The 26,026-nt window shown below is 67.0% G+C and carries 28 protein-coding genes; 13 read left to right on the top strand and 15 right to left on the bottom strand.

The genetic code is table 11. The features are described from left to right. The first annotated feature begins 58 nt into the window (after positions 1–58). Positions 59–934 carry a uroporphyrinogen-III C-methyltransferase gene (cobA, locus tag EAG14_RS01125; protein ID WP_121727816.1) on the top strand — a complete coding sequence of 292 codons (876 nt, stop codon included), beginning with the start codon at positions 59–61 and terminating at the stop codon, positions 932–934. Positions 935–1,085: 151 nt separating this feature from the next. Here cobA and EAG14_RS01120 read toward each other — a convergent pair. Next, a protein-coding gene (locus tag EAG14_RS01120) for an IS5 family transposase (protein ID WP_371414354.1) occupies positions 1,086–1,878 on the bottom strand; the annotation gives its coding sequence in 2 pieces (ribosomal slippage) (positions 1,086–1,619 and positions 1,621–1,878; 792 coding nt in all). Between the two features lie 461 nt (positions 1,879–2,339). On the opposite strand from EAG14_RS01120, the gene EAG14_RS01110 reads away from it, so the two are divergent. After that, a complete protein-coding gene (locus EAG14_RS01110; protein ID WP_121727814.1) occupies positions 2,340–3,230 on the top strand; it encodes a gamma-glutamyl-gamma-aminobutyrate hydrolase family protein in 891 nt (296 codons plus the stop codon). A gap of 19 nt (positions 3,231–3,249) precedes the next feature. On the opposite strand, the gene EAG14_RS01105 is transcribed toward EAG14_RS01110, so the two are convergent. After that, positions 3,250–3,645, bottom strand: a complete 396-nt coding sequence (locus EAG14_RS01105; protein WP_143226003.1) for a hypothetical protein — start codon at positions 3,643–3,645, stop codon at positions 3,250–3,252. Between the two features lie 94 nt (positions 3,646–3,739). Then, entirely contained in the window at positions 3,740–4,660 is a 921-nt protein-coding gene (locus EAG14_RS01100; RefSeq protein WP_121730232.1) for a LysR family transcriptional regulator, read from the bottom strand. A 73-nt stretch (positions 4,661–4,733) separates the two neighbouring features. Here EAG14_RS01100 and EAG14_RS01095 point away from each other — a divergent pair, with 73 nt between their 5' ends. The 4 genes from EAG14_RS01095 (at position 4,734) to EAG14_RS01080 (ending at position 8,459) form a co-directional block, all read left to right on the top strand. Next, positions 4,734–5,084, top strand: a complete 351-nt coding sequence (locus EAG14_RS01095; protein ID WP_121727813.1) for a protocatechuate 4,5-dioxygenase subunit alpha — start codon at positions 4,734–4,736, stop codon at positions 5,082–5,084. Between the two features lie 120 nt (positions 5,085–5,204). Then, a complete protein-coding gene (locus tag EAG14_RS01090) occupies positions 5,205–6,050 on the top strand; it encodes a class III extradiol dioxygenase family protein (protein WP_121727812.1) in 846 nt (281 codons plus the stop codon). A gap of 225 nt (positions 6,051–6,275) precedes the next feature. Beyond that, entirely contained in the window at positions 6,276–7,568 is a 1,293-nt protein-coding gene (locus tag EAG14_RS01085; RefSeq protein WP_121727811.1) for a putative DNA modification/repair radical SAM protein, read from the top strand. A 15-nt stretch (positions 7,569–7,583) separates the two neighbouring features. Further along, positions 7,584–8,459, top strand: coding sequence for a TIGR03915 family putative DNA repair protein (locus EAG14_RS01080; RefSeq protein WP_121727810.1), 876 nt, complete (start codon positions 7,584–7,586; stop codon positions 8,457–8,459). Between the two features lie 85 nt (positions 8,460–8,544). On the opposite strand, the gene EAG14_RS01075 is transcribed toward EAG14_RS01080, so the two are convergent. Continuing rightward, a complete protein-coding gene (locus tag EAG14_RS01075) occupies positions 8,545–9,600 on the bottom strand; it encodes a pyridoxamine 5'-phosphate oxidase family protein (RefSeq protein WP_121727809.1) in 1,056 nt (351 codons plus the stop codon). Beyond that, the gene (locus EAG14_RS01070; RefSeq protein WP_121727808.1) at positions 9,597–10,262 is read right to left on the bottom strand and encodes a glutathione S-transferase family protein; all 666 of its coding nucleotides are present in this window, start codon (positions 10,260–10,262) and stop codon (positions 9,597–9,599) included. Before EAG14_RS01070 ends, EAG14_RS01075 begins: the two co-directional genes overlap by 4 nt. A gap of 109 nt (positions 10,263–10,371) precedes the next feature. Between EAG14_RS01070 and EAG14_RS01065 the strand changes: the two genes are divergently transcribed. Together EAG14_RS01065 and EAG14_RS22580 are read left to right on the top strand one after the other, a co-directional pair. After that, positions 10,372–11,292: a LysR family transcriptional regulator gene (locus tag EAG14_RS01065; protein ID WP_121727807.1), complete on the top strand. Its 921-nt coding sequence runs from the start codon at positions 10,372–10,374 to the stop codon at positions 11,290–11,292. A 57-nt stretch (positions 11,293–11,349) separates the two neighbouring features. Further along, on the top strand, positions 11,350–11,583 hold the full coding sequence (locus EAG14_RS22580) for a hypothetical protein (RefSeq protein WP_162995870.1): 234 nt from the start codon (positions 11,350–11,352) through the stop codon (positions 11,581–11,583). Between the two features lie 102 nt (positions 11,584–11,685). On the opposite strand, the gene EAG14_RS01055 is transcribed toward EAG14_RS22580, so the two are convergent. The 7 genes from EAG14_RS01055 to EAG14_RS01025 form a co-directional block, all read right to left on the bottom strand. Continuing rightward, positions 11,686–12,036, bottom strand: coding sequence for a hypothetical protein (locus tag EAG14_RS01055; protein WP_143226004.1), 351 nt, complete (start codon positions 12,034–12,036; stop codon positions 11,686–11,688). Between the two features lie 15 nt (positions 12,037–12,051). Continuing rightward, on the bottom strand, positions 12,052–12,525 hold the full coding sequence (locus EAG14_RS01050; RefSeq protein ID WP_099743638.1) for a peptidylprolyl isomerase: 474 nt from the start codon (positions 12,523–12,525) through the stop codon (positions 12,052–12,054). Positions 12,526–12,671: 146 nt separating this feature from the next. Next, the gene (locus EAG14_RS01045) at positions 12,672–13,745 is read right to left on the bottom strand and encodes a pirin family protein (RefSeq protein WP_121727805.1); all 1,074 of its coding nucleotides are present in this window, start codon (positions 13,743–13,745) and stop codon (positions 12,672–12,674) included. A gap of 144 nt (positions 13,746–13,889) precedes the next feature. Further along, positions 13,890–15,245 (bottom strand): hypothetical protein, encoded by a 1,356-nt coding sequence (locus EAG14_RS01040; RefSeq protein ID WP_121727804.1) that lies wholly within the window; start codon positions 15,243–15,245, stop codon positions 13,890–13,892. A gap of 294 nt (positions 15,246–15,539) precedes the next feature. Further along, entirely contained in the window at positions 15,540–16,025 is a 486-nt protein-coding gene (locus tag EAG14_RS01035) for a DUF1579 domain-containing protein (RefSeq protein ID WP_121727803.1), read from the bottom strand. Positions 16,026–16,106: 81 nt separating this feature from the next. Beyond that, complete coding sequence (locus tag EAG14_RS01030; RefSeq protein WP_121727802.1) at positions 16,107–16,802, bottom strand: glutathione S-transferase family protein; 696 nt, start codon at positions 16,800–16,802, stop codon at positions 16,107–16,109. Beyond that, positions 16,799–17,227, bottom strand: a complete 429-nt coding sequence (locus EAG14_RS01025; protein WP_099657056.1) for a VOC family protein — start codon at positions 17,225–17,227, stop codon at positions 16,799–16,801. Before EAG14_RS01025 ends, EAG14_RS01030 begins: the two co-directional genes overlap by 4 nt. 112 nt (positions 17,228–17,339) lie before the next feature. Here EAG14_RS01025 and EAG14_RS01020 point away from each other — a divergent pair, with 112 nt between their 5' ends. After that, entirely contained in the window at positions 17,340–18,005 is a 666-nt protein-coding gene (locus EAG14_RS01020; RefSeq protein ID WP_121727801.1) for a TetR/AcrR family transcriptional regulator, read from the top strand. A 410-nt stretch (positions 18,006–18,415) separates the two neighbouring features. Here the strand turns inward: EAG14_RS01020 and EAG14_RS01015 are convergent, their stop codons facing one another. Next, positions 18,416–19,402, bottom strand: a complete 987-nt coding sequence (locus tag EAG14_RS01015; protein ID WP_121727800.1) for a YafY family protein — start codon at positions 19,400–19,402, stop codon at positions 18,416–18,418. A 135-nt stretch (positions 19,403–19,537) separates the two neighbouring features. On the opposite strand from EAG14_RS01015, the gene EAG14_RS01010 reads away from it, so the two are divergent. Both EAG14_RS01010 and EAG14_RS01005 read left to right on the top strand, forming a co-directional pair. Next, entirely contained in the window at positions 19,538–20,311 is a 774-nt protein-coding gene (locus tag EAG14_RS01010) for an NIPSNAP family protein (RefSeq protein WP_240456898.1), read from the top strand. Positions 20,312–20,331: 20 nt separating this feature from the next. Further along, complete coding sequence (locus tag EAG14_RS01005) at positions 20,332–20,865, top strand: hypothetical protein (protein ID WP_121730230.1); 534 nt, start codon at positions 20,332–20,334, stop codon at positions 20,863–20,865. Between the two features lie 103 nt (positions 20,866–20,968). Here EAG14_RS01005 and EAG14_RS01000 read toward each other — a convergent pair whose 3' ends face one another. Then, entirely contained in the window at positions 20,969–21,871 is a 903-nt protein-coding gene (locus tag EAG14_RS01000) for an oxidoreductase (protein WP_121727799.1), read from the bottom strand. A gap of 189 nt (positions 21,872–22,060) precedes the next feature. Here EAG14_RS01000 and EAG14_RS00995 point away from each other — a divergent pair, with 189 nt between their 5' ends. After that, complete coding sequence (locus EAG14_RS00995; RefSeq protein WP_121727798.1) at positions 22,061–23,041, top strand: LysR family transcriptional regulator; 981 nt, start codon at positions 22,061–22,063, stop codon at positions 23,039–23,041. Between the two features lie 90 nt (positions 23,042–23,131). Here the strand turns inward: EAG14_RS00995 and EAG14_RS00990 are convergent, their stop codons facing one another. Further along, complete coding sequence (locus EAG14_RS00990) at positions 23,132–23,692, bottom strand: DUF1439 domain-containing protein (RefSeq protein WP_121727797.1); 561 nt, start codon at positions 23,690–23,692, stop codon at positions 23,132–23,134. Between the two features lie 353 nt (positions 23,693–24,045). On the opposite strand from EAG14_RS00990, the gene EAG14_RS23625 reads away from it, so the two are divergent. Next, positions 24,046–25,893: a methyl-accepting chemotaxis protein gene (locus EAG14_RS23625; RefSeq protein WP_121727796.1), complete on the top strand. Its 1,848-nt coding sequence runs from the start codon at positions 24,046–24,048 to the stop codon at positions 25,891–25,893. Positions 25,894–26,026: the final 133 nt, after the last annotated feature.

Below are 26,026 nucleotides of genomic sequence, written 5' to 3'. Positions count from 1 at the left end.
CGGGCGGTGCATTGCGTTTAAACATCGGGCCTGTTCCCATCACACAACGAGATCCACGATGAGCCCGATGAACGACGCGACCGGCACCGCCGCAGACAGGGCCTGCGCGGCCCAAAGCCCATGCCCGCAGGCGGGTCATGTCACGCTGGTAGGCGCGGGCCCCGGCGACCCGGATCTGCTCACCCGCAAGGCCTACCGCGCGCTGCAAAGCGCCACCCTGGTGCTGTACGACCACCTGGTCGGCCCCGCCGTGCTGGACTGCATCGCCCCCGGTGCCGAGCGCATCTACGTGGGCAAGGAGTCCTCGCGCCACACTCTGCCGCAAGAGCAGATCATTGAACTGATGGTGCGCCTGGCCCAAAGCGGCCGCAGCCTGGTGCGCCTGAAGGGCGGCGACGGCTACATCTTTGGGCGCGGCGGCGAAGAAGTGCAGGCCCTGGCGCAAGCGGGCATTGGCTTTGACGTGGTGCCGGGCATCACGGCGGCGCAGGGCGCAGGGGCCTCGGTAGGCATCCCACTGACGCACCGCGACCACGCCTGCACCCTGGTGTTTGCCACCGGCCACCTGCGCGAAGACCGCACCGTGGGGCTGGACTGGGAACTGCTGGCCCGCCCCCGCCAAACCGTGGTGATTTACATGGGTGTGGGTGCCCTGCCCGCCATCTGCAGCCAGCTCATCGCCCACGGCCTGCCCGCCGACACACCCGCTGCCGTGGTGGAAAACGCCACGCTGCCCACCGAGCGCTGCCTGGCCGCCACCCTGGCCACCCTGCCCGCACTGGCCGTGGCCGAGAAGGTGCAGCCCCCGGCCCTCATCATGGTGGGCCAGGTGGTGCAGCTGCACGCGCTGCTGGCGCACCCCGGCATCGCCTTGCAAGCCCAGCCTGCCGCAGCAGAGGCCGCCCGCCAGGCGCCGGAGCTGGTCACTGCCTGATCGGGTCAAACGCTATTTTTTATATAGCTGCTAGCGCTTATTCAACAAGCGCTAGAGGCCATTTTCATGCCTAACCAGGCCCTGCTGGGCCTGCGGGTGCTGCGCCACGTCCATCGCCCCACGGGCTGGTAGGCCGGGCCTAAGAACCTGTTCAAGATCTTTTGAGCAGCAGAGCCAAGAATGCCAGATGGACGAACTGCAAGCTGGTGTTCAGCAACCTCTCGCAGTTCTTCCACAACCGCCTGTTCTTCTCCAACCAGGCAAAGCTGCGCTCCACCACCCAACGCTGGGGCATCACCTTGAACGTATGCAGTTCACTGCGCTTGGCGATCTGTGCCACGACGTGTCCGCCCAGAATGTCTTGGACGCCCTGGGCAAACGGCCGGCCCACATAGCCGCTGTCACACAACAGGGCTTGCACCCGGCTCAAAGCAGGTTTGCAGCGCTGCAGTGCCTGCAAAGCCCCTTTGCGGTCCGTCACCTCTGCCGTCGTCACCGCAACGGCGTGCGGCAGCCCTAGCGTGTCCACTGCAATATGGCGCTTGATTCCCGAGACTTTCTTGCCCGCGTCATAGCCCTTGCTGCCCGCCGTTTCCGTGTTCTTCACGCTCTGCGCGTCCACGATCAAGAACGTGCTTGAGGCGTTGCGCCCCAGTTTCTCTCGGGCCGCGCCAACCTGATTTTTTTAAAGCCTGCTCCAGCAGGCTGCCTCCCTCACGCGGCTCGCTCCAGATGGCAAAGTACGCATGCACCGTGCGCCACTTGGGAAAGTCACTGGGCAACGCCCGCCACTGGCAACCGGTGCGCAGCAAATAGAGCACTGCGCAGAACACCTCATACAGATCAACACTGCGTGGGCGCGTACTCTTGCGGGCACTCTCCAGCAAGGCACGGATGGGTTCAAATTGCTCGGGGCTAATGTCGCTGGGGTACTTGGCTCTCATGGAGCACGCAGCTTAGCTTCAGTCACAGTCAGCCTGCTATCAGTACCTCATCGGGAAAAGATTTTGAACAGGTTCTAAGAACCTGTTCAAAGTTTTTTTGGAGTTGCACAAGTGGCTCGCCGGGATGGGCTGCTAGGCGCAGCGCGCAGCCAATAGCCCGTGCTATTGGCAAGCGTTGCAACAACGCAGACCGCCCGGCAAGCCACTTACCCGCAGGGTTGGAGTGAAATCGGGCGATTGGACGCCCCGGCTGCTTGCATGGGCACGAGCCCATGCGGCGCATCCGAGCCATCCACTCATCCCGATTGCACTCCAATGCAATCTCCCAAAAGACTTTGAACAGGTTCTCAGATGCGGCAACGGAAGCCGACGCTCTCCTACACCGCCACGGGCAGCGCGGTGCTACAACCGTGGCTGGCCTGTGCGCCCCCTCGCCAGCGCACCTTCAGTACCACCCCGCTATGCCCGACGCCCCCCGCCTCAAAATCGGCCTGTCCGCCTGCTTCCAGCACGCCGACCCCACCCGCCCCCTGTTCACCAATAAGACGCTGCAGTACGTCGAGCAATCCATCGCGCACTGGATCATGTCGTCCGGCGCCATCGTCGTGATGGTGCCCTGCCCCACGGGCGAGACCGCACGAGGCGACGTGACCCTGCAGCACTATGCGGAGTGGCTGGATGGCGTGGTGATGCACGGCGGCGCCGACGTGTGGCCCGGCAACTATGGCGAAGAACCTCTGCGTGAAGAATGGGTGGGCGACCGCGTGCGCGACATCTACGACCTAGCCCTGGTCAAAGCCTTTGCCGAAGTGGGCAAACCCATCTTTGGCGTGTGCCGGGGCCTGCAGCTCATCAACGTGGCCTTTGGCGGCGCTCTGTACCAGGACATCGAAACCCAGCACCCCGGCGCACGGCAGCACCGCAACGCCACCACCTACGACCAGCACTTCCACGACATCCAGATCGTTCCCGGCTCGCGCCTGGCCCAGCTCTACCCCGAGGCGCCCCGTGCGCGGGTGAACAGCATCCACCACCAGGGCATCAAGCGTGTGGCCCCCGAGTTTGAGGTCGAAGCCCTGAGCGAACCCGACGGCGTGCCCGAAGCCATCCGCCTCAAGCCCGCCCCCGGGCGCGGCTACATCGCGGCCACCCAGTGGCACCCGGAGTTTCATAAAAAAGGCTCGGACACGCTGGACGACACGGCCATCCTGCAGGACTTTTTGGCGGCCTGTGTGGAGGCACGCAAGCACCCGGTGCGGCCGGGCAAGCCGGTGGGACTCAAGGACCGGGCGACGCGGTTGCTGAAAACGGCGCTGCGCAAGGACCGCCAGCGCGTCGAAGAAGGTCACTGAAGCGGCGCTCAGCGGCCTATCAACGGCACTGCTCAAGCACCTCTTTTTCGGTTTTGACCTCGACGCCTTTGCAGAAATAGAACGGCACTGCGCAATGCAGGTATTTGCGTCCCACATCTTTGGATACGGCCATGCTGGACACGATGGCCGGTGTCGAAGACATCTGGGCCGCAGTACAAGCATCGGCCCGCTTGCCCACCTCACGCAAGCAGTCGTCGTGCGACAGGTTGAAACGTTTTCGCGCATCGGCACATTGCTGCAAAGCGACCTCCCGCCAGAGGTTGAGCATCTCGGTGCGCGGAACCGGGTTCGATTCCACTGTTTTCAGACTGTAAGGTGCTTGCGCATGCGCAACTGGTAGCGCGCCCCACAGCGCGATGGCCAACATTGCGGCCATTCGGTTTTTGACGTTCATCATTCCCTCCCTACTCCCCTGCCTAAAGGTCACTAATTCGTTGGCCAACGATTGTGAAGGCCCGCGCCCACAGCCGCCGCAACACCCCCATGCGTCAACTGGATACCTGCAACACCGGCCCCACCCCCCCCTCCACCTCGGCCCTCAGCCACCGATGCGCCGCATCCTGCTGATACCGCGCATGCCAGATCAAATACATCGGCATGGCCGGGCACACCACAGGCACGGACGCGCTGGCCAGGCCTGCCAGGGCGGTACGGGCCAGCAGCGACGGGGCCGTGGTGAGCAGCGCGGTGCCGCGCACAAACGCGGGTAGCGCCGCAAAGCCCGGCACGCGCACGGCGAAGCGGCGGCGCACGCCACGGGCCTGCAGTTGGCGGTCCAGGTCCAGCCCACGGTGCGCTTCATACGCCACGGTGGCGTGGTCGGCGGCCAGGTAGGCGGCCTCGGTGGCGGGGGCGCTGCGCACGCTGGCGTCGTAGAACACGCGGTACTGGTCTTCAAACAAACGCTTTTGCACGATGTCCGTGCCGTCCGGCGGGCGGGGGCTGATGACGAGCTGGCACGCGTCCGAGCGCAGCAGTTCGGCGCTGGGCGCGCCGCTGGGCAGGATGCGCAGCATGACGCCCGGTGCAGCGCTGCGCAGTCGCGCGGCCAGCGCGGGCAGCAGCAAATCGCGCTGGAAGTCGTTGGCGGCGATGGTCAGCTCGGTCTGCCAGGCGCGCGGGTCAAAGTCGGCCCCTTGGGCAAACAGCTGCATCTGGTGCAGCATGTCGCGCGCGGGCTGGGCCAGGGCCTCGGCGCGTGCGGTAGGCACGATGCCGCGCCCGCGCTTCACAAACAGCGGGTCGCCGGTGATGGCGCGCAGCTTGTCGAGCAAATGGCTCACCGCCGACTGGGTGACGCCCAGGCGCTCGGCCGCCGCCGTGATGCTGCCCGTCTCTAGCACCGCCAGCAGCAGTTTCAGCAGGTGCCCGTCCAGCTGTGATCCATCGAATTTGCTCATGCATTCGATGATCTTTTCCCCCTTCATCTTTGGCAATGGCGCCTTGACACTGCGCTGACTTACATCAAGACCTGGAGACACCATGCCTTCCAAACAGCCCCCGATTCCCGGCACCACGCCGTTCGACGGCGACCAGGCCCGCAAGGGCTATGCGCTGAACAAGATGTGCTTTTCATTCAACGACGAGGCCAACCGCAAGGCCTTTGTGGCCGATGAAGAGGCGTACATGCGCAAGTACGGCCTGAACGAGCAGCAGGCCGCCGCCATCCGCGCCAAGAACGTGCTGCAGCTCATCGCCGCAGGCGGCAACGCCTACTACCTGGCCAAGTTCGCGGGCATCTTCAAGCTGGACATGCAGGACATCGGCGCGCAGCAGACGGGCATGACCAAAGACGAATTCAAGGCGATGCTCGTGGCCGCAGGAAAAGACTAAGCCCCCACGCTCCCCACTGCGTGTGGTTCGCTGCCCCCCAGGGGGGCCTCAGGCGGCTTGGGGCGGCCCGGCGCCGCCTGAAGCAACACATGCCACAACAACCTTCATCAGGAAAATAACATGGCACAACTCATCGGCGGCCTCGGCACCTCGCACATCCCGGCCATTGGCAACGCCATCCACAAGGGCCTGCAAAACGAGCCTTACTGGAAGCCCTTCTTCGACGGCTTTCCGCCCATCCGCCAATGGCTGGGCGAGAAGCAGCCCGACGTGGTGGTGATGTTCTACAACGACCACGGCCTGAACTTCTTCCTCGACAAGATGCCCACCTTTGCCGTGGGCGCAGCGGCGCAATACAACAACGCCGACGAGGGCTGGGGCATCCCCACGCTGCCGCCCTTCCCGGGCGAGGTGGACCTGTCGTGGCACCTCATCAACACGCTGATCGACCAGGAATTTGACGTGACCACCTGCCAGGAAATGCTGGTGGACCACGCCTGCACGCTGCCGCTCAAGCTCTTCTGGCCCGAGGGCGATTGCCCCGTGACGGTGGTGCCGGTGTGCATCAACACCGTGCAGTTCCCGCTGCCCTCAGCCAAGCGCTGCTACGCGCTGGGCAAGGCGGTTGGGCAGGCCATCCAAAGCTGGGACAGCCACAAGAAGGTGGCAGTGATTGCCTCCGGCGGCCTCAGCCACCAGCTTGACGGCGAGCGCGCAGGCTTCATCAATAAGGCGTTTGACCTGCAGTTCATCGAAAGCCTGACCACCAACCCCGAATGGGCCACGCAGTTCAGCGTGCACGAGCTTGTGGAAAAGACCGGCACCCAGGGCGTGGAACTGCTGATGTGGCTGGCCATGCGCGGGGCCCTCGCCACCGCCAGCGCGGGCGTGCGGCGGGTGCACAGCAACTATCACATCCCTATCTCCAACACGGCCACCGCTGTGATGGCGCTGGAGGCGGTGTAACGCAGCGGTGTAGGTCGGGTTAGCACAATGGGCGTAACCCGACAGGGACCGGCGGGAGCGATGGTGTCGGGTTACGCTGCGCTAACCCGACCTACGATTTAGCACTTTTTTGGCCTCTAGCGCCTTTCCATAAAGCGCTGGCAGCTATCAATTTTGAACCATCACGCCCCCGGGACTTTTACCCCAGGGCTGGTGCCGAGCCTCCAAATACTGTAAATTTATCCAGTGAATTTACAGTCCAAACTCGCCATCCTGGCCGACGCCGCCAAGTACGACGCCTCTTGTGCATCCAGCGGCGCTGCGCCGCGCAACTCGGTGGGCGGGCGCGGCATGGGGTCCACCGAAGGCATGGGCATCTGCCACAGCTACGCGCCGGACGGGCGCTGCATCTCGCTGCTCAAGATTCTTCTCACCAACTTCTGCCAGTACGACTGCCTGTACTGCGTGAACCGCGTGACCAGCAACGTGCCCCGGGCGCGCTTCACGGTCGATGAAGTGGTGCAGCTCACGCTGGACTTTTACCGCCGCAACTGCATCGAGGGGCTGTTCCTGTCCAGCGGCATCATCCAGAGCCCCGACTACACGATGGAGCAGGTGGTGGAGGTGGCCCGCGTGCTGCGCGAAGAGCACGACTTTCGCGGCTACATCCACCTCAAGACCATTCCCGATGCAGCGCCGGAGCTGATGGAGCGCGCAGGCCGCTATGCGGACCGCCTGTCCATCAACATCGAGCTGCCCACGGCCGAAGGCCTCACGGCCCTGGCGCCCGAAAAGGACAGCGCCGCCATCGACCGCTCCATGGCCCGCATGGCCGTGCACATTGGCGAATCGCGCGCCGCGCGCAAAGAGCAGGCTGCACAGGCCATCGTGTCGATGCCGCAATCGCGCACCACGCGCCGGGCCAGCGTGCCGCACTTTGCGCCCGGCGGGCAAAGCACGCAGATGATCGTGGGGGCGGATGCGACCAACGACCGCACCATCCTCGCCACCAGCGCGCGCCTGTACGGCGTGCACCGGCTGCGGCGCGTGTACTACTCAGCCTTCAGCCCCATTCCCGACGCAGCCCGCGCCCTACCGCTGGCCGCACCGCCCACGGTGCGCGAGCACCGGCTCTACCAGGCCGACTGGCTGATGCGCTTTTACGGATTTACCCACGACGAGATCGTGCCGCCCAGCCAAGGCAAGTCCGGCAGCCAGGCCGGCATGCTGGCACTCGATGTGGACCCCAAGCTGGCCTGGGCACTGGCGCACCGCGAGCGCTTTCCGGTCAACCTCAACACCGCCCCGCGCGAACTGCTTCTGCGCGTGCCCGGGTTTGGTGTGCAGACGGTGGACCGCCTGCTGGCCGCGCGCCGCGTGCGCCGCCTGCGGCATGCGGACTTGGCGCGGCTGCATGTACCGCTCAAGAAAGTGCTGCCCTTTGTGGAGGCGGCCGACTACCGCCCCGGGCGTGCGCTGGACGCTGCCGACCTCGCCGCGCAGTTGACGCCGCCGCCGGTGCAGCGCAGCCTGTTTTGAGCGCGAGAGCCCCGCATGCAGCGCCACACCGTCACGCTGGACCACCCCACCGACTGGCCCGGCTTTCGCCAAGCGGCACGCGCCCTGGTGCAAGCCAACGTGCCTCCGCAGGCTGTGGACTGGCGCTGCCAAGCCGATGCGGCAAGCGACCTGTTTGCGCCCGAGCCTCACAGCCACAACGTCCTGCCACCACCAAGCCCCGATGCGCCCGCGCTGCGCGTACCGCCCGACTTTGTGCACCTGTGCGAGCAGCTCATCCTGCACCGCGACCCCGCCCGCTTCCCGCTGATGTACCGCCTGCTGTGGCGCATGGCGCAGGGCGGCAATGAAGCCGAAGCCGCGCGGCACGACCCGCTGGACGCGGACCGCATGCTGGCCCACCACATGGTCCGCGCCGTAGCACGCGACAAACACAAGATGCACGCGTTTGTGCGCTTTCGCCCCGTGACCCAGCCCGATGGCGAGACCCTGCACATGGCCTGGTTCGAGCCCGACCACTACATCACCGAGGCCAACGCGGGCTTCTTCATCCGCCGCTTCACGCAGATGCGCTGGGCCATCCTCACGCCCGACGCCAGCGTGCGCTGGGACGGCCAGCAGCTGCACACCGGCCCCGGCGCGCAGCGCAGTGACGCGCCACCGCCCGACGCAGGCGAGGCGCTGTGGCTCACCTACTACCGCCACATCTTCAACCCCGCGCGGCTCAAGCTGGGCATGATGAAAAAAGAGATGCCCACGCGCTACTGGCACAACCTGCCCGAGGCCGCGCTCATCACCGAGCTGGCGCAGACGGCGCACGAGCGCAGCGCGCAGATGGTGGCAGCAGAGCCCACCACGCCGCGCAAGATGATTGCGCCGCTCAAGCGCCCAATACCCGTGGAGCCGGAATGAGTCGGCCTCTCCGCACATGAAACCCCATTCGGGCTGAGCCTGTCGAAGCCTTGCGCGGCGCTTCGACAGGCTCAGCGTGAACGGTTCAAGTGGGTGGGCGCCGCCCCTGAACGCCCGAGGCCTGACGCATCGCACTGAACTGCGGCGCGGGCTGCGCCACCGTCCACCGCCAGGGCAGTGCCTGCGCGCGCCACACGCCACCCAGCACCAACAACCGCAGCACGCGCTGCGCGCCGGGCCATGGGGCGCGCTCGGCCTCGCCCCACAGCAGCTCGGCGCGGGCGGCCACGTGCAGCAGGCCGCCATCGTCGTAGTCCACCCACAAGAGTCCGGCCAGCGGGTGCTGCGCGAGGTTGCCCAGGGTATTGAAGAACAGGTTGCCGGGGTAGTCGGGCAGCCACAGCTCCAGGCCCTGGGGCGTGTGCTTCACCTGCACAAAGCCGGGCTCGCCACCCCGGTGGGACATGTCCACGCCCTCGCCCCGCTTCACACCGGGTCGGGCGGCCGAGGCACTGGCGATGAACAGCGTGTCGCTGCGCGCAATGAGGGCCAGCGCGGCGGCATCCAGCGACGGGCCCAGCGGCTGGGCAGGTTGCGGTGGCGTGACGGCGGCGCGCAGGCCCGGTGCGCGGGCCTGGATGTACTTGGGGCAGTTGCCAAAGCTCTGCGCCACCGTGATCGACAGGCCCTGCTGCGCGCCCCAGCGCACCACATGGCCGTTCATGCGGTTGCGGCGGCGCGTGTGCGGCTCCAGCCCCAGCACGCCCACGGGTGCGCCGGTGCCGTGCGCGGCCAACGCCGCCATCACTGGGTCAACGGGGTCAGCGGGGTCGGCCGGGTCGGCCGGGTCGATGGCCGCGGCAATGTCCATGCGCTGCGCGTGGGGCGTGTGCACAAAGCCGGGCGGGCCCGCCAGCATGGTGGCCCAGGGCTGGCCCTGCGCGTCGAGTGCGCCCAGCAGCAGCGTGGGTAGCTTTTCGAACAGGTCGCGGTGCTGGTCGGGCATGTGGTCGCGCACCACCACCTCGCCCACGGCGGCCATGCGCTCGCGCACGCCTGCGCGGGCCTGCAGCGCCTGCTCGCCGGCGTGCCAGGCGCTGGGTGCGGGGCCTTCGCTGCCGCCCGTGGGCAGGGCGGTCATGCGGCCTCCGCAGGCTGGGGAGTCACACCGCTGAGGTGGTCCAGCAACGGCACATAGCCGGGCAGCGCCTGCACGCGCGCCACCCAGGCGGCGATGCGCGGGTAAGCGGTGGGCAGCGGCAGGCCTGCCAGATGGGCCTGCGAGGTGTAGCTGACCATGGCCACATCGGCCAGGCTGGGCGTGGCGCCGCCCAGCAGCCAGTCGCGCCCCCGCAGCTCGGCTTCCATGAAGTCCAGCAGCCGTCGGCCTTGGGCCTGGGCGACCTCGTTGATGGGCTTGCCCGTCAACGTCGCAAAGCGCGGCCCACCAATGCCCGCCGCTAGAAAGCCTGCCGCCAGGCTGAGCCAGCGCTGCAGCTGCGCCTGGCCCACGGGGTCTTGCGGCATCCATGCACTGCCGGGCGCGTAGCGCTGCACTAGGTAGACCAGGATGGCGTTGCTGTCGCTCAGCACCACGTCGCCATCCACCAGCACGGGCACCTGGCCCAGCGGGTTGAGTGCACGGTGCGCGGGCAATTGGTGCTCGCCCTCCAGCAGGTTCACCTCCACCAGCCGATGCGGCAGGCCGAGCAGGGACAGCAGCAGCTCCACACGATGGCAGTGGCCAGAAATGGCCGTGCGGTGCAGCGTGAGCGGGGCGGCAGGAAGGTGGGTAGCGGCCATGGGGTGCGTCCTTGTCAAAACAGATTGTGTGAAGGACTCGACCTTATCTATTGCACTTGGCGGCGTGAATAGCGATAGTGCGGCTTTCAGAATTTCGAGAGACGCAACAATGGACCACCTCGACACCCTGCGCTGCTTTGTGACCGTGGCCGATGCGGGCGGCTTTGCCGTGGCGGGGCGGCGGCTGGGCTGCTCGGCAGCGGCCGTCACGCGCGCCATTGCGGCGCTGGAGGCGCGGCTCGGTGTGCTGCTGTTTCAGCGCAGCACGCGTTGGGTGCGGCTGACGGAGGCCGGCGAGCGCTTTCTGGCCGACTGCCGCCCCATCCTGAGCGACTTGGCCGAGGCCGAGCAGACCGCCAGCGGCGCGCAGGTGCAGCCGCAGGGGCTGCTGTCCATCACCGCGCCGCAGATGTTCGGCATCCAGCATGTGGCGCCCATCGTGTTGGGCTTTTTGCAGGCCCAGCCGCGCGTGCAGGCGCGCACACTGTTTGTGAACCGGCTGGTGCACCTGCTGGAAGAAGACATGGATGTGGCCTTGCGCATTGCCCACCTGCCGGATTCGGGCCTCACCGCCCTGCCCGTGGGCGTGCTGCGGCGGCTGGTGGTGGCCTCGCCCGACTACCTGGCACGCCACGGCGAGCCGCAGCACCCGCAGGACCTGGCGCAGCACCGGGCGATTGCGTTCTCGTTCGATGCCCGCGCCGCTGCGCCCTGGAAGTTTGGCGACGGGCTGGTGGGTCAGCCGCAGATCGCGTGGATCAGCAATGCGAACGAGGTGGACATTGCCGCCGCCGAGGCGGGCCTGGGCCTCACGCGCTGCCTGGCCTACCAGGCGGCAGCCAGCCTGCGCGCGGGGCGGCTGCGCATTGTGCTGGCCGGGTTTGAGCCCCCGCCGGTGCCCGTGCACATCGTCTACCCCGCCGGGCGGCGCGCCCCCGCCAAGGTGCGGGCGTTTGTGGAATTTGCGCGCGAGCGGCTGGCGGCCGAGCCGGTGCTACAGGGCAAAGGCTTGACCCGAAAGGGGCGCTGAGTTTTATGCCATTTGGCCGAAAACGCTTACCAATCAAGCGCCAGCAGCTATCAATAGATGAGCAATCTATCGGACCTCTTTGCCACTGAAAAATGCCAGAAGCTCGTTACAACGGCGCTGCCGATCATCGAGGGGCAAGGACGCCAATGTCAGCGCATTCATGCGCGCAAAGGACTGAATGCTGGGGCGGGTCCCACCGGTCATGCCCCGCTCTGCAACTATCGCAGCGCCCTCGGCCAGTGCGGCTGCATGGGCGGCTCGCCAAGCCTGGAACGCACGCCCAAAATCTGAGCCCATGCCGACCGATGGGCTTGCGCAGATGTCGAGCTTGGCCTCGGCCTCCACACTTTGGAGGTAGAGGATCAGTGCTGGGTCGGCAGCGCCAGCCATGGGCTAGCCCTTGATCGGGCTGGTAAACCAGATCGCCGCCACCGCAATCACCAACACCACGCCGCCCAGCACGGCAGACGCCACACGGCCGGGCGCGGGGTTGAATTCGAAGTGGAGCATCGCAGACAGCGTGTCGGCCACCACATCGGCCGCACGCTCGCGCAGGAGGAAGCCCAGCACGCCAAAAATGGCGCCGCCGTACTGCACCCAGTGGCGCAGCAGCGGGTCCATACCCGGGCCTCGGTAGCGCACGGAATGCGCCACGCCATACAGCCACCAACCCGCCACGCCGATGAGGGCGCCAAAGAACAGGCCGATCAGCGCATAGCCCAGGCGGTCCAATAACCCTTGCACGGCGGGGCGGCCCGATCAGTGCTGGTGCCCGTGGGCGCCGTGCACGTGGCGGTGGGCGATTTCTTCGGCGCTGGCAGCGCGCACGGCCGTGACCTTGCAGCTGAACTTGAGCGCTTCGCCCGCCAAGGGGTGGTTGCCGTCCAGGTGCACTTCAGGGCCTTTGATCTTGACCACGTTGAACACGGCGGGCTGGCCGTCAGCGCCCACGCCCTGCAGTTGGCCGCCCACCTTCACGCCGGGCGGGAACTCGCTCTTGGGGATGGTGCGCACCAGGCTTTCATCGCGGGCGCCAAAGGCGTCTTCCACGGCCAGGTCGATGTTGGCGGTGAAACCCACGGCCTGACCTTCCAGCGCGGCTTCGACCTTGGGGAAGATGTTTTCATAGCCACCGTGCAGATAGGCCAGGCTGCCAGAGTCGAGCGGCTTGCCTTGGGGCGTGGTCACCTTGTAGGTGATGGTGACTGCGGAGTCTTTGGTGATGGTCGTCATGCGGTGTGCGCCTTGGGCTCGGTTGCGGGGGTGTGCAGCCGGGGGCCACACACCAGTGAAATCAAAGCGCGCATTGTCCACGACGCAGCGCCCCCACCAGCGCCCCGCCCCACCCACCAGAGCGAGGCTCAGCGGGTAAGCGTGGCTTAGCCTGCGGCGGCGCCGGGCACCTCGTCCTCAGACTGACCCGGGTAGCGCGCAAACCGGCGCGCCTCAGGCCCGTGCACCGGGTCGCTCTCGGGCCAGGGCCAGCCGCCAAACTGGGTGCGGCGGTAGTCCTGCATGGCCTGCATGATTTCCTGCTGCGTGTTCATCACAAACGGGCCGTACTGCGCCACGGGCTCGCCAATGGGGCGGCCTTGCAGCAGCAGGCATTCCACCGCCGTGGAGCCGGTGTTGACCAGCTCCCAGGCTTGCCCGGCCACGATCTCCAGTGCGGCGTGGCCAGCCAGGGCCTGCGCGCCCACGGTGAGGCCGTTGCCCACAAAGTAGTACAGCATCCGGCGCGTGCCCTGGCCGGTGGCGGCGGGCAACGTCCAGCGTGCGCCGGGCTCCAGGTGCAGCGTCCAGATGGCCACGTCCGCATCGGGCTGCGAGGCCCAGGATTCGGGCGGCGGGCTCAACGGGGCATCGGCGCCTGGCAATGCACCAGCCACCACGGTGACGGTGGTCAGGCGGCCTTCAGCGTCACGGTGTTGCAGGCGCGGGATGCGCTCGTTCCAGAGCATGGTGAAGTGCGGCTCCACCATCTTGTTCTTCGCGGGCAGGTTCAGCCAGATCTGGAAGAGTTCGAGCGGATTGGGCTCGGTGGCGTTGAGCAGCGGGAACATCTCAGAGTGCTGGATGCCCTTGCCCGCCGTAACCCACTGCACATCGCCCCCGCCAAAACGCGCGGCCGCGCCCAGCGAGTCGGCATGGTCGATGAGCCCCTTGCGCACCAGCGTCACCGTCTCAAAGCCCCGGTGCGGGTGGCCCGGGAAGCCGGGCACGGTGTCGCCGTGGTACATGCTCCAGCCGTCCTTGCGGCTGAAGTCGCTGCCCATCTGGCGCCCTTCCAGCGACACGGCGGGCGCAAACGCGCCGTCGCCAGCGGGGTAGGCGTCGTCGTGGTAGGCGCAGAAGAGAAACGGGTCCATCGTGGGCCACAGCGGGCCCAGGGGCTGGGTTTGCAGCACGGGGCTGCTGGCGGCAGTGGATGGGGCAGTGGGGGCGGACGACATGCTGGCTCCTTATGAAATGCGCCGCCCCTGTCGGGCGGCACGCAGGGTGAATATGGGGCCCGCGCGCCCCAGCACTAGTGCGGCCGCTGGAACAATGCGCCCTGCGAACAGGACAGTGCCCACTGCCATCAGCCCTCTGCGCGATCAGCGCACGCCCTGCTGCGTGGCCAAAGCGCGCAAAGGCGCGTCGTTGAAAATCCACAGCCCCCAGTGGCCCTCCACCGTGGCCAGGTCGGCCTCGCTGCCGGGTTTGATCCAGGCCAGCCGGCTTTGCGCGCCGGGCAACTCGATGGGCGGGATGTGGGCCGCCTCGAGGCCGATGGGTTTGGCCCAGCCACCCCCCAAAGCAAAGCGGTGGGTGTGCCACGCATCGGCGCGGCCCAGCAAGGCGGAGTGGACCAGCAAGGGCTCGATGACAAAGGCCAGCGCTGCCATCCACAGCACCGCAGCAAAGGCCAGGGCGGGCTTGGACAAGGGCACGGCAGGCTGCTGCGTGGGCGCTGGAACTGGGTGCGAGGCCCGATAGCGCCGCCACGCTGGCCACGCCGCCGCCCACAGGGCCAAGGTCCCCAGGGCCCAAGCGGCGCGCGCACCCCAGCTGGGCGTAGCGTGCAGGTGGACATTCGGGGCCGCCACCATCAAAGCCAGGCCCGTGACAAACACCACGGCGGCTGCCCCAAAGAGCATCAACACCTCAGGCTGGCGATTCAGATCGGTGCCGATGGAGTTTGGTATGCCGGGCCACGGCAAGGCGACGTCCGGCAGGGGTGCGTATTGCTGCAGCGCGCGCACCAAACGCAACTCTGCAAACGCTCGCGCCAATCGGGTTTGGTTGTCGGCCCCCGCCCAGGGCTGCGACAACAACCAAGAGCTGCGTATGGACTTGAGCTGCGGGCGTGGTGGATCGCTAGGCCGAAACCAGAACGCGGGCTGCAGCACACGTTCGCGACCTCTGCCCAGTTGCAGCACGATCACGGTCCGCGCCATCGGGCTGACGTTCCCATTCCAAACATCCATGCGACGCGCAGTGATACCGCGCACCTCACTCCAGTCAATCTGCCAGTTCTGCCCAAACAGGTGGTGCAAGCCCAGCGGCAGTCGGTGCTCTTGCCGCAAGCCTTGCGGGGTGATGTAGAGCCGGAGGTGGCGATTCCACAGCCAACGCGCCCCCAAGAAAACCATGGCCCCAATCACGTAGATCAAAAACAGCCATGGTGTTTCTCTTTCCGACATTTTCTGCATGAGGGCTGCCCCCATGGCCCGCCAGCCTTCCCAGCCCATGTGGGCCAAGTTGGGAAGCGTGCGCAGCAGAGTCCACGCCACAAAAGCCGTCGCCACCGCAGCCATCCCGCCCAACACCAGCCATTGCACGCGCAGGCTGACGACGGGCACTTCATGTGATGTAGCGTGGCGATACACCAGCATCTCTTCGCTCTGGCGGTTTCGCTCTTCAAAGAGATCGGTGGGCAGCACAGGCGCTAGGGCGTTTTCAGTCGGCATGGATGGGAGCAGAGGAGGACAAGGCCGAAGGATTATCTGGCGCTGCCTCCGGCCAAACCCCAAGGGTTGCGTTACAAGGTATTTCAGCCGCCCAGGCCTGAACCCGCCCCTCCAGCCGCCGTGTGCCCTAAGGCGCTGTGGGTACCAACTTGCCTGCGGTTTGCGCAGGTGCGGCCCTAACCCACGGTAGCCGGCACCCACCCAACATGCAATCCATTTCAGCCTCTAGCGCAGTCTCCACAAGCGCTAGCAGCTACACATTCAATAGCAAATCACCACTTGCCAGCGCAACACTCACCCCACGCGCCGGTAGCTGGCGCGCATGAAGGTGTTCCAGCGGCCGTCCGGCTGCAGGCCTGCGGAGGTGAGGGTGCGCTCTTGCGGGCTCAGCACGGTGATGGTGTCGCGGTAGCGTGTGGTGCTGCCGTCGCCCGTGAAGCTGGGGCCTTCGGTCTCCAGCGTCAGCACGCGCTGGTCGGCGTCGAGCGTGCCGCTGTACACAAACATGTGCGCCATCATCGAGCCCACCCAGCTGCCGCGAAACACCTGCTGCGCAGGGTCGTAGCCCAAGGTCATCAGCATGCGGGCCTCACCGCCGCCGGGCATGGTGCCGGTGCCTTCGCACAGCACCCAGTAGTCGCCCAGCGCCCGCACCTGCTCGGTGCCAGTGCCGCGCTCAGGGGGTTGGCCGGGGCCCATGTCGGCCTCGGAGGTACAGGTCCAATCGCCCAACAACTGGTGCAGCCAGCGGTGCAGGGCATGGGGTTCTGGATTCATCATCAATGGGTCTCCTGGTGGGGTGGATGGCGGCGCGTTTGCACACCGCCCGTCGCTCGCTCCGTCATTCAGTCACTCTGTGGCTCAGTCGCGGTCTGGCGCACCGAGCGGAAAGTAGTGGCGGTAAGGTCGCCCACCCTCCACCGCGCGTGCAAACGAAGGGCGTGCCAGCAGCCGGGCACGGTACGCGCGCAGCTGCGGGTAGGTAGCGGCGATGGGGTGCGTCCAGTCGGCATAGAACAGCGAGGGGGCTGCTGCGCAGTCGGCCAGCGAAAAGTGGTCCCCTGCAGCCCAGGTCCGCCCAGCCCATGCGCCCTCCAGCCAGGCATAGGCCTTGTCCAACTTGTCGGCCGCCCAGGCCACGCCTTCTGAGCGGCGCTCGGGGTCGCCGGTCAACGCGGCATTCACCGCGTGCTGCACGGGGGCCATCACATGCAGGTCAAAGAAGCGGTCCATGAACCGCACCTCCAGCGCCGCCTTGGGGTCGAGCGGAATCAACGGCACCGGCCCCGGGTGCGCAAGCTGCAGGTGCTCGATCACGATGCTGCTTTCCACCACCGTGCGGTCACCATCCACCAGCACCGGAAACTTGGCAAGCGGCCAGCGGCGCAGCCAGTCGGGGGCATGGTTGTCCGGCGCTGCGGGGTCGAGGTTGCGCAGCTCAAAGGGTGTCCCGTTCTCGTAGAGCGCGGTCAGCACCTTCTGGGTGTAGGAAGAAAACGGGTGGCCGTAGAGGGCGAGGATGGCAGCGCCTGCGGGGGTGGACGCCAGCGCGCTCATGCGGGCACCACCACCATCCAGCTGACGCCGAACTTGTCGGCCACCATGCCAAAGGCGGGTGAGAAGAACGTCTTGGACAGCGGCATCTGCACCTGCCCACCCTCGGCCAGTGCGTTGAACAGGCGCTGCGCCTCGGCCTCGCTGGCCGGGCTCAGCGCCAGCGAGATGCCCTGGAACGTGGGCTTGCCCGAGCCCATGCCGTCGGACGCCATCAGCACCGTCTCGCCCACCGTGAAGGCGGCGTGCATCACCATCTCGGGCGTGGGGCCGGGGCCAGGGCCTTCGCTGCAGCCCTGCCCGGCGGCGGGCTCGGGGTTGTCCTTGTAGCGCATCAGCATGGTCACCTGCGCGCCCAGCGCGCTGCGGTAGAAGTCCAGGGCCTCTTCACAGCGGCCTTCAAACATCAGATAGGGCTCAACTCTCATGGGATCTCCTGCGGGATGGAACGGACGGAGTGGCAACGGTGCAAACGTCATTGTGAACACCGTCCACAAACAATAGCAAAGATAATGGACAGTGTCCACATCCAAGCTGTCCATGACCGTAACCCCCCGCAACAAAGCCGCCACATCCAGTGAGCCCACCGCACGCACCACCTACCGCCACGGCGACCTGCACCGTGCGCTGCTGGACGCAGGCATCGAACTGGCGCGCCAGGGCGGCCCGGATGCGGTGGTGCTGCGCGAGGCCACACGCCGCGCGGGTGTGGCGCCCAATGCGGCGTACCGCCATTTCGCCAACCGGGACGACTTGCTGGGTGCCGTGCGCGCTGCTGCCGTGGCCGCCGCCGCGCGGTCCATGGAGACCGAACTGACCCAGGTGCCCACCACCGGCACGCCCACAGAGCAGGCCCATGCCAAGGTGCGCGCCGTGGGCGCAGGCTACCTGCGGTTTGCGCACGCCGAGACAGGGCTCTTTCGCACCGCCTTCGGTGGCCGCTTCACGGTGCAGCAAAACCCAGACCCCGCCATGGGCGGCGCCACAGGACTCAACCCCTTCCAGCACCTGAGCGCCGCGCTGGACGACCTGGTGGCCGCTGGCGCCCTACCGCCCGCGCGCCGCCCCGGCGCCGAATACCTGGCCTGGTCCACGGTGCATGGCATGGCGCTGCTGGCCATCGACGGGCCGCTGCGTAGCACGCCCCAGCAGATGCTGGACCAGCTGGGCCAGCGACTGCTGGACATGGTGGAACGAGGGCTCTGAGAACCTGTTCAAAGTCTTTTTTGGAGATTGCATTGGAGTGCAATCGGGATGAGTGAATGCTTCGGGTGCGCCGCATGGGCTTGTGCCCATACAAGCAGCCGGGGCGTCCAATCGCCCGATTTCACTCCAACCCTTCGGGCAAGCGCCTTGCCGGGCGCCCGGCAAGGCGCTTGTGCAACTCTAAAAAGACTTTGAACAGGTTCTGAGCCCCCGCGCATGCGCTGGGCCAAGTCCAGGAGCCTGTTGACGATATTCCAGGAGTCACACAACGGTCTTTGTGGACAAAGATGCGCAAGGTACTTGTGCGGCTCCCAAAAGACTCTGAACGGGCTCCTATGACGCTATCGGCTGATAGCGCCCATCCATCAATCCGATAAAGCTATTGATTTAATAGCAAAACCCACAACCCCTCATCTGGCAACCAGCCCATACAGCCGCGCCGTGGCCAGCACCCGCACCACCAGCGCGCGGCGCAATGCCGCGGGCCGCAGCACCTCCACCTGGGGTGACAGTCGCATCAGTTGGCCGCAGACATGCTCCACCGACTCGATGGGGATCGTCACGGCCGTGCGGCCATCCTTGCGGCGGGACGGTGGCGCGGCGGCCACTGCGCGCGCCACGGCGCTGCTGAGGACGCGCAGGCCCCGCAGGCCAGCGGGCGTGGCCAGCAGCACGGCCTCACCCGTGTACAGGCCCGACTCAAAACGCTGGATCGACGCGGCCCAATAGGCGGGCAAGTCAAAGCGCGCGGGGCGTCTGGCCGACTTGTCCAGCACGGTGGCCGCCAGGATGTTCGAGACCCGGTACGTGCGAGGCGCGCGCTCGTCCGCGCCCGTGGGCATGGCAACCAAGTACCACACGCCCGCCTTCAGCACCAAGCCCAACGGGCTCACAGTGCGCTCCACGGTGTCCGTCCAACTGGTGTAACGCATCGCGATCTGGTGGCCACTCCACACCGCTGCGGCCACCGTGGGCAGGTGTGGCGTGGGGTCGCTCTCGCGGTACCAGTCCACCGGGTCCAGGTGCAGGCGGGCACTCACGCGCTGGGCGTCCTCGCGCCAGGCGGCGGGTAGCGCTGCCAGCAGCTTCAGCCGTGCGCCCGCCACATCGCCGCCCAGGCCCAGGTCCTGCGCGGGGCCGGGCAAGCCGCTCAAGAACACGGCCTGCGCCTCGGACGGCGTGAGGCCGGTGAGCGTGGTCTTCCACCCCGGCAACAGCGCAAAACCGCCGTGTCGCCCCCGCTCGGCATAGATGGGCACACCGGCGGCGCTCAACTGGTCCACGTCGCGGTAGAGCGTACGCACCGACACCTCCAGCGCATCGGCCAGCGCGGTTGCGCTCATGCGGCCCCGGGTTTCGAGCAGCATCTGAAGGGAAAGCAGGCGGCTGGCGCGCATGGTGGGGAACGGCCGGGTGTGCCGAGAAAAGCGATGCGCAAAGATATCCCAAATACCTGCCACAAGGTGGCAGGTATGGCGGCGCAGACTGCGGGCTCGTTGTGTTTCTCTGCCCCCTTTTCACCAGGAGCCCCCATGCCCAAAGCCCTCATGGCAACGCCACCCCCTCCCTGCGCAGCAGCGCCCGCCGACGACGAATGTGCCGTCGTCGAGCTGCGCCAGTACACACTGCACCCGCAGCAGCGCGAGGTGCTCATCGACCTGTTCGACCGCGAGTTCGTGGAAACGCAGGAGGCCCAGGGCATGCGTGTGCTGGGTCAGTTCCGCGACCTGGACCGGCCCGACATGTTTGTGTGGCTGCGCGGCTTTGCCAACATGGAATCCCGCCGCTGCGCGCTCGAAGGCTTCTATGGCGGCCCGGTGTGGGCCGCGCACCGCAATGCAGCCAACGCCACCATGGTCGATTCGGACAATGTGCTGCTGCTGCGCCCTGCCTGGCCCGGCGCCGCCATCGCACTGCCCCAGCACACGCGCCCCGCGCCGGGCTGCAGCGGTGCGGCACCGGGCGTGCTCACCGCCACCGTCTTCCCTTTGCACGAGAGCCCCACACCCGCACTGCTGGACTTCTGCCACCACCGCATGGCCCCGCTGCTGCAGCGCAGTGGCGCGCGCCAGGTGGCGTGGTACTGCACCGAGGCCCGCGCCAACACCTTCCCCCGCCTGCCCGTGCGAGAGGGCGAGCCCGTGCTGCTGGCACTGGCCCTGTTTGGCAGCGCAGCGGCCGCCCAGGCCGTGACCAGCAGCGGCGCCTGGGAGCACGGCGAGGCCCCGGGCCTGGCCCCCTGGATGGCGGGCCCGCCCCACACCTTGCGCCTGCAGCCCACGGCGCGCAGCGCCTTGCACGCATGAAGCCCCACCAGAGCACCGCCATGACCACGCCCCATCTCATCACCATCCCCTCGCCCACAGTGGCCCCCAGCGCCGCGCGCGACTTCGACTTCCTCATGGGCCCCTGGCGCATCCGCAACACGCGCTTGGTGCGTCGCCTGGCGGGCTGCCACGACTGGGAGGTGTTCGACGCCACCGGCACCGCGCGCCCGCTGCCCGCGGGCATCGGCAACTGCGACGACTTCACGCCACTCGTGTGGAAGCCTGGCTATGTGGGTATGTCGCTGCGGGTGTACTGCCCGGCATCGCAGCGCTGGAGCATCTACTGGCTCGACAACCTCACCGGCGGCCTGGACCCTGCCACCGGCCAGCTGCTGCCGCCCGTGGTGGGTGGTTTTCAGAACGGCGTGGGCCTGCTTGAAGGCGAGGAGCTGTTCGAGGGCCGCCCGGTGCGCGTGCGCTTTCAGTGGTCGCAGATGCACACCGGCGCGCCGCGCTGGCAGCAGGCGTTTTCGGACGACGGCGGCGCGACCTGGGAGGTGAACTGGGTGATGGAGTTTGCGCGGCCAGTGTGAGCGTCGGCAGCCCCCGCAGCACCCAGGCCCAAAAATAGGGGCCAAAACAGCCCCTGCCGCTCGGTGGCTGGTCGTTACCAGCTACTAAAACAGGAGCATTGACTCACACCGTCTGAGGCGCCGCGCCCTGCACCGGGAAGTCTGTGGACGCCGCCACCGCACGCCACTGCGCCGTCTCTTTTGCCACAAAGGCATGTTTGTCGGCAATGGTTTGCAGCGTGTCCGTACCCAGCGGCAGGCGCAGCGGCGGGTGGGGGCTGGCCACCAGCTGCATCACGGCCTGGGCCAGGCGCACAGGGTCGCCGGGCTGGTTCAGGTTGATGCGGCGTGCGGCCTCGCGCACGGCACCGGCGCTCTGCGCGTAGTCGTCCAGCATCTGGGGCGACACGGCCAGCGAGGCGCTGTCCAGGAACTCGGTGCGGAAGTACCCGGGCTCCACCACGGTGGCGTGGATACCCAGCGGCGCCAGCTCGGCGTGCAACGCCTCGGTGATGCCCTCGACCGCGAACTTGGTGGAGCAGTACAGGCCAAACCCGGCGGCCGACTGCACGCCGCCCAGCGACGAGATGTTGACCACATGCCCGGCGCGGCGCGCGCGCATGGCAGGCAGCACAGCGCGGGTCACATGCAGCAGGCCAAACACATTGGTGTCGTACAGGCGCAGCACCTCGTCGGCGGTGGCCTCTTCCACCGCGCCCAGCAGGCCGTAGCCCGCGTTGTTGACCAGCACGTCGATGCGGCCGAAACGGTCGAGCGCCGCACCTGCGACATGGCGGGCCTGGGCCTCGTCGGTCACGTCCAGCGCCAGGGGCAACAGGGCATCGTGCCCGCCAAAGCGCTTTTCGATCGATGCGGCGTCGCGCGACGTGGCGATAACGGCGTCGCCCTGGGCCAGCGCGGCCTCGGCAATGCGCGCGCCGATACCGCGCGAGGCGCCGGTGATCATCCAGACGCGGGGGTAGGAAGAGTTGTTATGGGGTGTGGAGGAAGGAACAGCAACGGCCATGGCGAATGAAGGAGTGGGTGGTGGTGTGGAAAGGGCCCCATCAGGGGTGGGCGGGCGTCTTACCGCGCCCGCAGCGATGAACTTTAGGGACGGCATTGCCATTTGAATAGCCCATAATTCACGGATTCATTGGCAACGCATGGTTGCCAATCCACATCGACTGCGCTCCCTCTTGGGCAATCACACCCCATGGCCATCAACGAACTGCGTGCCATCTTCAACTTTGCCAAGGCCGCCGAAATGGGCAGCCTGCGCCAGGCAGCAGCCGCACAAGGCATCACGCCCCAGGCATCCAGCCAATTGCTGGGGCAACTGGAGTCCCATTTGGGGGTGCGGCTGTTTCACCGCACCACGCGCAGCCTGAGCCTGACCGAGGAGGGCCGGCAGTTCCTGGCGTCCGCACAACCGGGACTGGCAACGCTGCAACAGGCCATACAGGGCGCGCGCAGAGGGGGCGAAGCGATGGCCGGGCCACTGCGCATCGTGGCGCCGCGCTCCATCTTGCTGGAAGTGGTCTGGCCAGTCATCACCGAATTCTGTCGCCGTCACCCGCAAGTGGAGCCCGATGTGCAGTTGGACGACCGCATTGGCAACTGGGTGGAAGACCGCGTGGACGTGGGCTTTCGCTCGGGGTACCCGCCCGAAGGGGGCGTCGTGGCACGGCGGCTGCTAAGCCTGCAACTCATCGTTTGCGCCTCACCCGCGTACATCGCTCGCCACGGAGCGCCCACATGCATCGCTGATCTGGCCCAGCACCGTTGCAGTGGCTTTCGCCACGCTGCCACCGGCAAGCCCATGCCCTGGGAATTCCAGGTAGGCGATGACATCGTCGCTCGTGACATCCTGCCCGCGTTCTGCACCAACGACATCGAAGTCGAGGCCCGCGCGGTACTGGGCGGCCACGCAGTGGGCCAACTGGTGGGAACCACGGCCGCCCCACTGGTGCGCAGCGGACATTTGGTGCCACTGTTGCCCCAGCATGTAGCGCAGCACCTGGGCTTGTACGTGTACTACGGCAACCGCAAAGCACTGCCCGAAAGGGTTCGTGCCTTCATCGACTTGGCGGTGGAGATGCTGGCCAACAATCCCGCGTATGCCCTCACGCCCCAGGAACTGGGTCTCGCTCAGGCAGAACCGGGGAAGAGGCCCCGCGCACGCCAGACAAGGTGATCCCCGCGCAAGGCCCCACTGGTGGGTCCTCCAGGTGAGACGGCAGCATGGGCTGGATAGTCCAAACATGCCCCCTGCACGGCACCTCGGTCACCCTGGGGGCCTGTGAACAAATGCCACTTCCAGCCCGCTGTCCGTCACGGTGATTGCGCCCGGCTGCAGGCCCAGGCCGTCCAGCAGCGCCAGCTCTTGTGGTTTGACCTGGTGCAGCACCACTTCCATCAAAGACTGCTGGGCCAGCGCGGGGCCGTAGACATTGAGGAGATCGACCACCGCAGGCTGCAGGGTGGGGAACTGCAGCCGCGCCAGCCGCAGCTGGTGGGCGCGCACGGTGCGGTCGCTGGGCTCGTAGCGCAGCGCAAACTCCACCACCAGCTGCCCGCTGTGGGCGCGGCGCAGGGCTTGGCCTGCGGCGTCCACGGCCATGGCGGCGCTCAGGCGGTTGGCAGCAGGCAGCGGGGCCAGCTGGGGCGTGTGCACGGTCAAATCGAGCATGCCCTGCACCGGGTAGCGCAAGGGAAAGCGCTGGGCCACGCGCTCTTGCAGTTGGTCCAGCGGCACCGTCCAGCGTGGCTGGGCCTGGGCCAGGCCTGGCAGGCTGGCCAGTGCGCAGGCGGCGGTCAAGTGGTTCAAAAAAGATCGGCGATGCATGGGCTGGGCCACCTGTTCAGAAAAAAAGAGAGGGCGCGGGCCCCGGGGCAGGCCAACGCACCCAGGGTCTGAGCACCCACCGGCCGCAAGGTTGCATGGGCGCCATCACCCGCAACACCCAAAAATTCGGGCCCTCAAAACGGCCTGCGCAGGCGGCGCCGCCCGATACCCCTGCGTGGCGCTCTGATGTCTGCGGCGTCCTACACCCTATGGGCAACAGCCACCGCATACTGCATACGCCGGTAAAAACAACCACAAATTGCATCATTTGCATGCAAAACAGGCAAACGTCAATTAATTGTCAAAAGCAATGACACCCCTTCCCACCGCTACACGCGGATGACCCGCAGGCCATGAACTTCCACAACCAAACCATTACCCAAAAATTGACGATCGCATTTTCGGTGCTCATCGCCATCTTGATCGGGGTGTCCATCCTGTCAGTGCACAGCCTCAGCGAATCCCAGCGCGAATTCCAGGACTTTGTCAGCGACGAATTCAGCCGTGGCGGGCTGGCCCGCGACGTGCGGGCGGCCGCCAGCGCCCGCGCCATTGCGGCGCGCAACCTGATCTTGCTGAACAGCCCCGAAGACATCAGCGCAGAAACCGTGGCCGTGAAGGCCGCCCACGAGCGCGTGCAAGAGCGCCTGGCCTTGCTGAAGAAGGCCCTGGCCGATTCCAAGGAAGCCCAGGCGCAAGAGCGCGAACTGTTCCAGAAGCTCGAAACCATCGAAGCCAAATACGGCCCCGTGGCGCTGGACATTGTGGGCATGGCCCTGGCAGGCAAGAAGGACGAGGCCACGGCCAAGATGAACGCCGAGTGCCAGCCGCTGCTCAAGCAGCTCATCGGCACCACGTCGGAATACACCAAGTTCATCGCCACATCGGGCGACAAGGAAATCCAGAAGGCGGCGGACAAGTTCAGCACCAAGCGCCTCACGCTCATCCTGGCCGCCATCGCCGCCGTGCTAGCCGCCCTGGCGCTGGCCACACTGATCAACCGCAGCCTGATGCGGTCGCTGGGGGCAGACCCGCTGGAGCTGAGCGCCGCCGCCAAGCGCGTGGCATCGGGCAATCTGGGCCCCGTGCCGGGCAGCGCCACCGCGCCCGCCAGCAGTGTGCTGGCTTCGCTGGGCGAGATGCAGGCGGCCCTGGCCAGCATCGTGAGCAGCGTGCGCGCATCGGCCACTTCCATCGAAGCGGGCTCGCAAGAGATTGCCACGGGCAACACCGACCTGTCGCATCGCACCGAACAACAGGCCAGCAATCTGCAGCAAAGCGCCTCGTCGATGGAAGAGATGACGGCCACCGTCAAACAGAACTCTGACACCGCGCACCAGGCCAGCCAACTGGCATCGGCCGCCCGCTCGGCCGCAGAGCATGGCGGCACCGTGGTGGGCCAGGTCGTCACCACCATGGACGACATCACCACCAGCTCGCGCAAGATCGCCGACATCATCAGCGTGATCGACGGCATTGCCTTCCAGACCAACATCCTGGCGCTGAACGCGGCCGTAGAAGCCGCCCGTGCGGGTGAGCAAGGCCGGGGCTTTGCCGTGGTGGCAGGCGAGGTGCGCACGCTGGCCCAGCGCAGCGCACAGGCCGCCAAAGAGATCAAAACCCTTATCGAGGCCAGCGTGCAGAAGGTGGAAGCGGGCTCCACCCTGGTCAACACCGCAGGCTCGGCCATGACCGAGATCGTGGGCGAAGTCAGCCGCGTGGCCGACCTGATCGGCGAGATCAGCGCCGCCACGCGCGAGCAGACCACCGGCATCAGCCACATCGGCGGGGCCGTGGCCCAGCTGGACCAGGCCACCCAGCAAAACGCCGCACTGGTCGAACAAATGGCCGCAGCCGCCAGCAGCCTGAACCAGCAAGCCCACGCGCTGGTGACATCGGTGGCGGTCTTCAGCCTGGCAGACAACGACACCCGCCAGGCCGTGGGGCAGCACGCAGCATGGCAGCCTGCTGCGGCACCCGCTCCGGCGCCACGCAGGGCGGTGTCTGCCGCTGCCGCCCCCGCCGTGCGCGCGCCCATGCGCACGGCCAAGGCTCCGGCACCCAGGGCACTGCCCCACCGGGCAGCCCACTCGCCCGCCACCGCAGCACGCCCTCCCGCACGGTCTGCGCCACTGGCGGCCCCGGCGAAACAGACACCCGCCAGCGCGCCCTCCAACGACGGTGACTGGGAGTCGTTCTGACCCAGCGCTGAGCGCCGCACCGCGCTATGCCCCATAAGCCAACGCCCCGGCACCGTGCAATACGGTCCGGGGCGTTGGGCTGTGTGCAGGACAAAAACGCTGGGAATTCGCAGGCCGCTTGGGGCCCCGCGCA

Origin of the sequence: Acidovorax sp. 1608163 (assembly GCF_003669015.1) — a bacterium.
In the GTDB taxonomy this organism is placed as follows: Bacteria; Pseudomonadota; Gammaproteobacteria; order Burkholderiales; family Burkholderiaceae_C; genus Acidovorax.
Note: the sequence above shows the minus strand (reverse complement) of the source record. Positions and strands in the feature narration are given on the sequence as shown.